Origin of the sequence: Bacillus cereus group sp. BfR-BA-01381 (genome assembly GCF_022663555.1) — a bacterium.
GTDB lineage: Bacteria > Bacillota > Bacilli > Bacillales > Bacillaceae_G > Bacillus_A > Bacillus_A pacificus.
On record NZ_JAKUFR010000010.1, the window covers coordinates 83,788 to 95,062 of the forward strand.

The window sequence follows — 11,275 nt, forward strand, 5'->3', positions numbered from 1 at the left end:
TTCGTAGAAAAGTCAAGTGTATAAAGAGAGAAACGATTATTTTATTGATGCAAAGATAAGTCTCATATTAAAAAAACACATTTTATCGATGAGAAAAATCTAATTCAAAAAAATACCAAAAGACATATTTCAGACAAAATGATGTCAATAATACGTCAAAAATCAGCTGAATTTACTATGCAGGTATATTATACAATTCGATTAACGAATAAAACACTACAGAAATAGTGAAAAGGTAAAAAATAGCATTACAATAGTTTGAAAAACTGAAACTTCATATTTTTCGACAATACATACAAAATGTTTTTGTCTTTTCATATTTCTTAATAATTGAGTTTGATAAGATTGCTCAATTAACTTTTATTATAAAAACTATGAAGGAAGTGATTGTAGTATGGAAACGCTCGAATTGGCACGAATACAATTCGCATCAACAACGATTTTCCATTACTTTTTTGTTCCGCTGTCTATTGGTTTAGCTTTTATCATTGCGTTAATGCAAACGTTATATGTGGTAAAGGGACAAGAAATTTATAAGAAGATGACGAAGTTTTGGACGCAAATATTCCTTGTTAACTTTGCAGTAGGTGTAGTAACTGGTATTCTACAAGAATTCCAGTTTGGCATGAACTGGTCAACCTATTCACGTTTCGTAGGTGATGTGTTTGGTCCATCACTTGCGATTGAAGGCTTATTAGCATTTTTCATTGAGTCTACATTTTTAGGTTTATGGGTATTCGGTGAGGATAAATTACCGAAGCGCATTCACCTTTTATGTATTTGGCTCCTTTCAATTGGAACAATGTTATCAGCATTTTGGATTTTAACTGCAAGTGCATTTATGCAATCGCCAGTAGGATATGAAATGGCAGCAGATGGACGTGCACAAATGAATGATTTCTTAGCGATTATCCAAAATCCACAATTATGGGTACAATTCCCGCATACCATTACAGCGGCAATTGCAACTGGTGCATTCTTTATTGCAGGTGTGAGTGCATGGAAAATAACGAAAGCGCAAGAAACTGAAGTGTTTAAAAAATCGTTCCGCATTTCTATCATTGTTGGAACACTTACAACGGCGCTAGTATTATTCTTCGGTCATGCGCAAGCACAACAATTAATTAAGACACACCCAATGAAAATGGCAGCAGCTGAAGCGTTATGGAATACGAGTGAAGATCCAGCGCCATTTACAGTATTTGCGAAAATTGATGCGGAGAAGAAAGAGAATTCGTTTGAAATTCAAATCCCGTATATGCTAAGTCTATTATCATATGATAAATTTAGCGGTCAAGTAGAAGGGATGAATCAAATTCAAAAGCAATATGAAGAAAAATATGGGCCTGGAGATTATATTCCACCGGTACACACGATGTTCTGGAGCTTTAGAGCGATGGTAATGAGTGGAACATTTATGCTTCTTCTAGGAGCGTACGGATGGTTCTTATCAAGAAAAGATCGTTTAGCTGAAAAAACTTGGTATTTAAAATTAATGGTGTATGCAATTTCACTACCGTTTATCGGTAATACAGTAGGATGGATTATGACTGAAATGGGACGTCAACCTTGGGTAGTTTTCGGTGTTATGAAAACTGAAGATGCTGTATCTCCAAATGTTACGTTCGGAGAAGTGCTATTCTCTTTAGTTTCGTTCACATCATTATATTTAATTATAGGTGGAATTACAGTTTACTTATTCGTTCGTATTATTAAAGGACATGAGAATAAGAAAGCGAAACAGGATTCTCAAAGCCATGATCCATTTGATAAGGAGGATGAGTATGTTATCTCTTAATGAGTTGTGGTTTATTATCATTGCAGTTTTATTCGTGGGCTTCTTTGTACTTGAAGGTTTCGATTTTGGTGTAGGTATAGTTTCAAGGTTTTTAGGAGAAAACGATTTAGAGAAAAGAATATATTTAAATACAATTGGTCCATTTTGGCACGCGAATGAAGTATGGCTTGTTTGTGCAGGTGGCGCTATGTTTGCGGCATTCCCGCATTGGTATGCAACTTTATTTAGTGGGTTTTACATTCCATTTGTATTTATGCTTCTTGCTTTAATTATTAGAGGTGTTTCCTTTAAATTCCGTGCAAAAATAGATAATCATAAATGGAAAGGCTTTTGGGATTGGGGTATGTTTTTAGGAAGTTTACTACCGCCTATCCTTTGGGGAGTTGCCATTGCTAACTTTATGGTAGGTATTCCAATTGATGAGACGAAAAATGCTGTAGGTGGATTCTTACAATTACTTCATCCATTTGCATTACTTGGAGGAGTTATGTTCCTTCTGTTATGTATTGTTCACGGATTGCAATTCCTTACTATACGTACAACAGGTAAGTTAAGAGAACGTGCACGTATTGCCGCGTTGAAAATTGCACCACTCGCAATTATAGCACTTCTTATTTTTGCCGGTGTAGGGTTATGGAAAACAGATATTTTCACTGGTCATGGTACAGAGTGGATTATGGTTCCAATCGGAGCTTTTGTAGCGTTATGTGCGTCAACATTATTAAATAAAAGAAGAAGAGATGGTTGGGCTTTCTTTATGACAAGTTTAACAATCATTTTACTAAGTGCGAGTGTGTTTGCTGGCATGTTCCCACGTGTCTTAATTAGCTCGTTAGGGTCAATATACGATTTGACAATTTATAATGCAGCATCAGGAGATTATGCACTAAAACTGATGACGTATTTTTCAATTGCTATATTGCCATTTGTTTTGGGAAGTCAAATATGGAGTTTCTATGTGTTTAGACAACCTGTTAAGTCAGATAAAGATTTGGAGTACTAATGAAAAGAAAAAGAGGACTTCCGTCGTATCCTGGTAGCCGAGTTTTATATGTAGTGTTAACAATCATTAGCATGTTAGAAGCTTTTAGTATTATTGCACAAACAGTGTTTTTAGCGCGAGCTATTACGTTTTTATTTCAGGGAGAAGCAGTGCAATCTGTGTTAAATGAAACAGTTTATTTCGGAATCACGTTTGCAGTACGTCACTTGCTAGTGCGAATATCGCAAATATTAGTGGAACGTTTCGCTGAAAAAACAGGATCGCTACTGCGAAAACAATTAATAGAGGCGTATTTCACATTAGGTCCACGGTATGTTCAAACTGCTGGAACAGGTCATCTGGTTACCTTATCGATAGAAGGTATTGAGAAATTTAAAACATATATTGAATTAACAATTCCTAAAATGATTAGAAGTAGTATCGTACCGGGACTAATTGTACTATATGTTTTTACGTTAGATATTGAGTCTGGAATCATTTTAGTTGTAACGATTCCTATCGTAATTATATTTATGATCCTACTAGGATTAGCAGCGCAGAAAATGGCAGATAGCCAATATGAGTCATATCGAGTACTTTCTAATCATTTTGTAGATACGTTAAAAGGATTAGAAACATTAAAGTATTTAGGAAAAAGTAAACAGCACGAAGGAAAGATTGAAAAAGTAAGTAAAAGGTATAGAAAAGCAACGATGCGTACTTTGCGAGTTGCTTTTCTTTCTTCATTTGCATTAGATTTCTTTACGAGTTTATCCATTGCATTTGTAGCTGTCGGATTAGGGATACGTTTAATAGATGGGACAATTGTACTATTACCAGCCCTTACAATTTTAATTTTAGCTCCAGAATATTTTTTACCTATTAAACAAGTTGGAGCAAATTATCATGCTACGTTAGATGGACAACTTGCAATGGAGCAAATAGAAGAGATTTTACAGCGACAAAAAGAAATAGGTAAGAAAGAATCTAATGTAGATCTAATATGGAATTCCTCTAGTAACTTGAAATTACAAGATGTAAAAGTAAAGAATGATGAATCTGAAAAAGGTATATTAGAGGGAATTGATTTTACTTGGAATGGAAACGGTGCTATAGGTGTAATTGGTGAAAGTGGGGCAGGGAAATCGACGTTAATCGATGTATTAGCTGGATTTTTAACTCCTTCTGGTGGAAAGATGATCGTAAATGGTGTGGAAATTGACGGGTCTACTCGTGAAGAGTGGCAAAAGAATATTGCTTATATTCCGCAGCAACCTTATATTTTCCCGCTTTCATTAAAAGATAACATTTGTTTCTATGAAACAAATACAACTGATGAAGAAGTGGAAAGAGTTATGAATGAAGTCGGTCTTCGTTCACTCGTTACATCGCTTCCAAATGGAATGTATGAAAGAATTGGAGAAGGTGGGCGTATGCTGAGTGGCGGACAAGAACAACGTGTCGCTATGGCGCGTGCACTTTTAAGTAAAAAGCCAATTATTTTATTAGATGAGCCTACGGCACATCTTGATATTGAAACTGAATTTGAAATAAAGAAAGCAATGTTACGTCTGTTTGAAGGTAAGTTAGTATTTCTTGCAACACATCGTCTTCACTGGATGAAACAAATGGATCATATTCTTATTTTAAATAAAGGGAAAATGATAGAAAGTGGAACCTATGAAGAACTTGTAAAGAATGAGGCATTACATGTTCACAGGAAAGAGAGGGGATAGAGATGAGTAACTGGATTAAACCGTATATACAGCAAAACAAAGGTAGAATGACTGTAACTATTTTCCTTGGTCTGCTTGGAGTTAGTTCAGGTGCGATGCTACTTTTCATTTCAGGTTATTTAATCTCTAAATCTGCTCTTAGACCAGAAAATGTAATGGCTGTATATGTTCCTATCGTTGCAACACGTGCGTTTAGTATAGGGCAAGCGGTATTTCATTATGTAGAGCGTTTAGTTGGACACGATGTTGTACTACGCATATTAGAAAAGATGAGAACGAAACTATATGGAATAGTAGAACCACAGGCGTTATTTTTTCGTTCACGATTTCAAACGGGCGATATGTTAGGGATATTATCCGAAGATATAGAGCATTTGCAAAACTTATATTTACGTACAATATTTCCTAGCATATTAGCATTAGTTGTATATAGCATATTCGTACTTGTTATCGGTGCATTTGACGTAGTGTTTGCACTTATTGCAGCATGTATGTTAGCTATTATCGTTTTTCTTCTTCCGTTTGTATCATTACTTTTAATGAAGCAAAATCATGTTGCTTTAAAACAAGGAAGAAACCGTTTGTATCAACAACTAACAGACGCTGTTTTTGGATTATCTGATTGGCAAGCAAGTGGTAGAAAAGATGAATTTATTAATAAGTATGTAGAGCAAAATGCTCAGTTGTTAAAAACGGAAAAAAGAATGAAGCGTTGGAATCATATTCGGGATAGTATTATTCAATTAGTAGTGGGTATTGTAGTTATTTCAATGATTATATGGACTGGAAATGAGGCTGCGAGTGAACAAATTGCTCCTACCGTTATTGCGGCTTTCGTCTTAATGACGTTATCTGTCACAAACGCGTTAATTCCTCTGTCAGATGCTATCGATCGAATTCCATCATATGTAGAATCCGCTCATCGTCTCAATCAAGTAGAAGGTAATGGTGTTTTACAGGATGAAAAGGAATTACATGGAGATAAAGATTATGTTGCACCAAAACGTATAGACATTGAATTAAATCATGTATCGTATAGTTACCCACATAGTAATGAAATGATATTGAAAGACGTATCATTGCAAATAAAAGCAGGAAAGAAAATTGCCATTTTAGGAAGAAGCGGAACCGGAAAATCTACTTTATTAAAATTGTTAACAGGTGCGCTAAGCCCGTTACATGGTGAAGTTTTATTGAATAGTGAACATGCTCACACGAATCTTTTATCAAAATATATTTCTGTATTGAATCAAAAGCCGCATTTATTCGATACGACAATTGGAAATAATGTGCGAATCGGCAAACCAGAGGCAACTGATGAAGAGATATGGAAAGCTTTAGAGAAAGCACAATTAGCTTCTCATATTGCTTCTCTTCCAGATGGATTACAAACAAAAATGCATGAGATGGGAAAAAGATTTTCTGGTGGGGAAAGACAACGGGTTGCTTTTGCAAGAACGCTAATGCAAGAAGCACCAATCATTGTACTAGATGAACCTACAATCGGCTTAGATCCAAAGACAGAATTATCTTTAATTGAAACGATGTTTTCTGCAACGGAAGAAAAGACAGTAATTTGGATTACGCACCATCTTGTAGGAATGGAGCATGTTGATGAAGTAATATTCCTTGATCGTGGTCAAATTGTGATGCAAGGTAGTCATGAACAACTTCTGAAAGAAAACGAAAAGTATCGTATGCTTTATGAGTTAGACAAAGGAATATAATTTTATTAAGTATGTAATGGAAAAATAGCTACGCCTAATGGTGGAGCTATTTTTTTGTTTTGAAATGAATATTCTATTCTTGTTTATGATGGATGGCAAATGTATATGATCGTTACGAATGAAAAATGAATTTCATATTATACATATAATGGAGGGGATATATATGAAGGAGCAGTATAAAATTATTGTTTTAAGTGATGAATTATCAAAGGGGAAGATTCAAAATGCATTAGACAAAAATAAATGTAAAACAATCGTTCATGTTGTAGATGTTTCAGCCATTGTTCAAATAGAAAATTCTTTTCAATATATAATCATTTGGAGAGTGGACGCAGAAAAACTTACAAATGAATTGATAAATAGGGGCGTGCAAAGTACAAAAATTATTAATTTAACAAAATACATGTATGAATGGAGGAATAAATTAATTTCTATCTATCAAATAAATCCGGATCTTATGTCTTTATACATTTCTATGAAAAAAGCAAAGGGTGATCCGACGTATGAATTGTTTGCGACGGGCTTGTCTTATCCGCATTGTGGCATAAGTGCGGAGCTCCTCTCAAAAAAGTCAATAAAACTAACACTTCCATCGCAAGATTTATACTATGATTATTTAATAGCATCACAACTTCTATCAAACAATCACTCCTTTCAATATTGTTTGATAGGAATAGCTTATTTCTCGTTTTACTTTGACATGTCGTTATCATCTGAATCATATAGAATTCACAAAGTATATTATCCATTGTTTCAAGACGGCCATCATACTGTAGTTCATTCTCCTCTATCCACTGATGGATTCTCACATCTAGATACCCCGAAACCACTTTTTTCTATTTTTAATTTGCATTTTGAATATATTTTATTAGACGAACTAACAGATGAATCATTGATATTGCCCTGGATAAATGCTGAATGGAATATCACTCCTCTTCACATTCCTTTTGAAGAACACGGAAAAATAAGAGCAGCTTCACATGCTAAATTGTCATATCCTCATACTTTAGTTGAAAATAAAACAATTTTTAAAACATATTTAGAATTACTTTTAAAACATGATATAAAACCACTAATTGTTGTATTTCCTGTTACTTCACATTATTTCAATTGTAGTAGTAAGAAATTAAAAGAAGATTTTTATAACGTTATAAAAGATTTTCAATCTCAATATTCTTTTCAAATTATAGATTTATTTGATTCGCCATTATTTTGCGATGATGATTTTTATGATAGTGATCATATGAATAAAAAAGGTGCAAATAAAATGTCCGTGTTATTAAATATGTTTATTCAGGAACGAAAAGTATGATATTTCGTTTCATGTCTGCATAAAAGTATATAGGCTCCATTCGGTTAAAGTAATGTGATTTTTGTGTCGCGTATATAAATAATATGCGAAGAGGTGAGAGAGTAAAATGAGAACTCGTATTGAAAGAAATGAAGAGGTGGTAGATCAACTTCCGTTGGTAAGTGTATTAATTCCTACATATAATCGTCCACGCTACTTTGAAGAGGCGTTATGTAGTGTGTTGGAACAAACGTACCCTAATATAGAAATTATAGTTGGAGATGATAGTACGAATGATGAAACAGAAAAGGTGTTACAAAAATACTTATGTGATCATTCAAATATTACTTATATAAAAAACAGGTCAACTCTTGGACAGTTTGAAAATGCTCTAATGTTATTTCATGAAGCGAGCGGTGAGTATATAAATTTTTTAATGGACGATGATATCTTTCATGTGGATAAAATTGAAAAAATGATGAAGTATTTTTTCAATGATTTAGATAATGAAATTAAGCTTGTAACATCCCATCGTCAAGTAATTGATGAAAAAGGGAAAGAACTACGACATATTTATTCAACTGTCCGTTTATTTAAAGAGGATACGATTATAGAGGGAACAGAATTAGCAAATAGGGTAATTGTCGATCAAAAAAATTATATTGGAGAACCGACAACAGTTTTATTTCGTAAAAATGATTTACAAGAACCGTATGGGATTTTTGATAAGAGGAGGTATCTTTGTAACGTAGATATAGCTTCATGGTTATCTTTATTAAGTAAAGGAAAAGCAGTATATATAGCAGAGACACTGAGTTACTTTCGATTACATCCAGATCAACAGTTAAATGAATCTAATAAAATGATGGATGGATTAGAAGATTTTTCACATAGTATTCTAGCAGGAGAAAAATATGGTTTCTTATCTAACGAAAAAGAGTTAGATAAAGCGATAACTAATTTTCTAGATTATGCAAGAAGGATAGTTCCATCATCAATATTATATACATTAGACTATTATCAAAAAATTAAAGAAAAGAAAATAAACATGGAAAAGAAAAAACAACATATAAATAATAATTCTCCTTTACCGAAAGTAAGTATACTTATTCCTGCGTACAATAGGCCGTATTACTTGGAATTGGCGCTTAACAGCGCCCTGAATCAAACATATGAAAATATTGAAATTATTATTTCTGACGACAGTACAAATAATGAAGTCAATGCTATGATTCAACCGTATTTACGTGAATATGAGTGTATTACATATGTTAAAAATGAAACTCCGTTAGTTGCTCAAAACTTTAATAAGTGTATAGAACTTGCGAACGGGGATTATATAAACTTTTTATTAGATGATGACTTATTTCATCATGAAAAGATCGAGAGAATGATGAAATACTTTTTGACGTTAGAAAATATTTCATTTGTGACGTCATATCGTGAACTGATTGATGAGAACGGAGAGATATTACCACCTTCAACATTGAATATGAAAATCGCGAAAGAAACTACACTTTTTGAAGGAAAAGAATTAGGGAATTATATGTTAAAAAACTTAAAAAATATAGTTGGTGAGCCGACAACTGTTCTATTTAATCGAGATATGTTTGAAGGGAAGTTTGGGTATTTTAAAGGGAAGGCTTATTCTGCTATTAATGACATTGCAACTTGGTTAGATATGATGAGGAAAGGGAAAGTAGTTTATATAAAAGAGCCTCTTAGCTATTTTAGACAACATAGTGGACAAAATCAAAAACAAATGCATTTTATTTTAATGACAATTGAAGAGTGGATTGAATTAATTATAGATGCATATAATAGTGGGTTTTTAAGTTCTGAGAGGGATTATAAAGAGAGCCTATCCTATTGTTTAGAAAATACGGGATTTATAGTTAAGGATGCAGTAAGAAATGGAGAACTAGATCAAATTTATAATGAAAAGATTAAAAAAGGATTGAACAAGCTAGTTGCTCATCTGTTTGAGAAAGAATCTTGTTATTGTCAATATTGCAATCAACAATTTGAAAAATTTTTACCTTGGCCAGCAGATTATGATTTTCCGAAATATAAATTTGAGATGTGGAATAAAGATACAGGGATATGTCCAGTTTGTAGTTCAATGGATCGTGAAAGATTGTATCGTGCGTACATTGAAACGGAAACGGACTTGTTAAGTAGAAAATATACTATGCTTCATATTGCACCTGAAGCGAATTTAAGGGATTGGTTTAACGAGTATAAAAATATTACGTATGTATGTGGGGATATAGAACCAAAGGATCCATTAATGAAGGAAATTGATGTTACAAGTATTACATATGATAGTAATACGTTTGATGTAATTTTATGTAGCCATGTATTAGAACACGTTCTTGACGACGATAAAGCAATGCGAGAGTTATATAGGGTTTTAAAACCAAATGGATGGGGAATTATTCAAGTACCAATCGTAATGAATGTAGATTCTATTATAGAGAATAAATTAATTGTAACACCACAATTGAGAAAATTAGCTTTTGGTCAAGAAGATCATGTGAGAATTTATAATCAATCGGGATTCATTCAACGATTAACGAATGCAGGATTTAAGGTGGAATTATATAACATAGCTGAAAGACAAGGAATGAAAGGTGCGAGGAAATTTGGATTATCTGAAACAGATATGCTCTATATTGTCCGAAAATGATAGGAAGGAATAGATAGATATGGAGAATATTCCTTTTTTACGTGCTTCAACTGTACCAGTAATTGAGTATTTAGATGAATTGAAGGAAATTGATGCATCGCACATATATACGAATTATGGACCTATAAATCAACGTTTTGAACAAACAATTATGTCGGGATTTTTTCAGAACAGGGGAGCTGTTACAACAGTAGCAAACGCAACGTTAGGGTTAATGACGGCCATTCAACTTAAGAAAAGAAAAAAAGGAAAGTATGCCCTCATGCCTAGTTTTACATTCCCTGCAACTCCATTAGCGGCTATTTGGTGTGGTTTGGAACCTTATTTTATTGATATTGCAATAGATGATTGGTATATGGATAAAACAGTACTCTGGGATAAGATTGAAGAATTAAAAGAAGAGGTTGCAATTGTTGTCCCGTACGCAACTTTTGGCTCATGGATGAACTTAGAAGAATATGAAGAATTAGAGAAAAAGGGTGTTCCGGTTGTCGTAGATGCGGCACCGGGATTTGGATTAATGAATGGAGGGATGCATTACGGTCAAGATTTTAGTGGAATAATCGTATATAGCTTTCATGCAACAAAGCCTTTCGGAATTGGTGAAGGAGGGCTCATATATAGTAAAAACGAAGAAGATATACAACGTATTAAAAGAATGGGTAATTTCGGATTTGATACAAACCGTGAATGCACGATGATGGGGTTTAATTGTAAAATGTCTGAATATGCAGCCGCGATTGGGATTGCAACTATGAAAAAATGGGATGACAAATTAAAAGAACGCACCCGTATTTCTGAATGGTATAAACAGTTGTTACAAAGTAATGGGTTAATGAAAAAAGGGTGGAAACTCCAAAAGACAGAAGCAGTTATTCAGCAATTTATGCCTATTCTTTGTCCGGAAGAAGTTCGCAACAAACAAGTAATAGAAGACCTGAAAAAACAGAAAATAGAAGCTAGATTATACTTTTCGCCCTCTTGCCACCAACAAGTTCTTTTTAGAAACTATAAGTCTACAGATTTAACAAGAACGAATAAAATAGCAAAAC

At 33.6% G+C, this 11,275-nt stretch carries 7 protein-coding genes; all 7 read left to right on the top strand.

The genetic code is table 11. The features are described 5' to 3' along the window. Positions 1-394 precede the first annotated feature (394 nt). Complete coding sequence (cydA, locus tag MR079_RS05685) at positions 395-1,798, top strand: cytochrome ubiquinol oxidase subunit I (protein WP_000448882.1); 1,404 nt, start codon at positions 395-397, stop codon at positions 1,796-1,798. Continuing rightward, a complete protein-coding gene (gene cydB, locus MR079_RS05690) occupies positions 1,785-2,801 on the top strand; it encodes a cytochrome d ubiquinol oxidase subunit II (protein ID WP_000950072.1) in 1,017 nt (338 codons plus the stop codon). Before cydA ends, cydB begins: the two co-directional genes overlap by 14 nt. Further along, positions 2,801-4,516 carry a thiol reductant ABC exporter subunit CydD gene (cydD, locus tag MR079_RS05695; RefSeq protein ID WP_242293708.1) on the top strand — a complete coding sequence of 572 codons (1,716 nt, stop codon included), beginning with the start codon at positions 2,801-2,803 and terminating at the stop codon, positions 4,514-4,516. The genes cydB and cydD overlap by 1 nt, the downstream gene beginning before the upstream one ends. A gap of 2 nt (positions 4,517-4,518) precedes the next feature. Then, the gene (cydC, locus tag MR079_RS05700; protein WP_139867651.1) at positions 4,519-6,243 is read left to right on the top strand and encodes a thiol reductant ABC exporter subunit CydC; all 1,725 of its coding nucleotides are present in this window, start codon (positions 4,519-4,521) and stop codon (positions 6,241-6,243) included. Between the two features lie 163 nt (positions 6,244-6,406). Then, positions 6,407-7,555 (top strand): hypothetical protein, encoded by a 1,149-nt coding sequence (locus MR079_RS05705; protein ID WP_139867650.1) that lies wholly within the window; start codon positions 6,407-6,409, stop codon positions 7,553-7,555. 106 nt (positions 7,556-7,661) lie between these two features. Beyond that, the gene (locus MR079_RS05710; protein WP_242293709.1) at positions 7,662-10,223 is read left to right on the top strand and encodes a glycosyltransferase; all 2,562 of its coding nucleotides are present in this window, start codon (positions 7,662-7,664) and stop codon (positions 10,221-10,223) included. Positions 10,224-10,242: 19 nt separating this feature from the next. Continuing rightward, positions 10,243-11,275: aminotransferase class I/II-fold pyridoxal phosphate-dependent enzyme (locus tag MR079_RS05715; RefSeq protein WP_242293710.1), on the top strand; the 1,033-nt coding region annotated here is incomplete at its 3' end.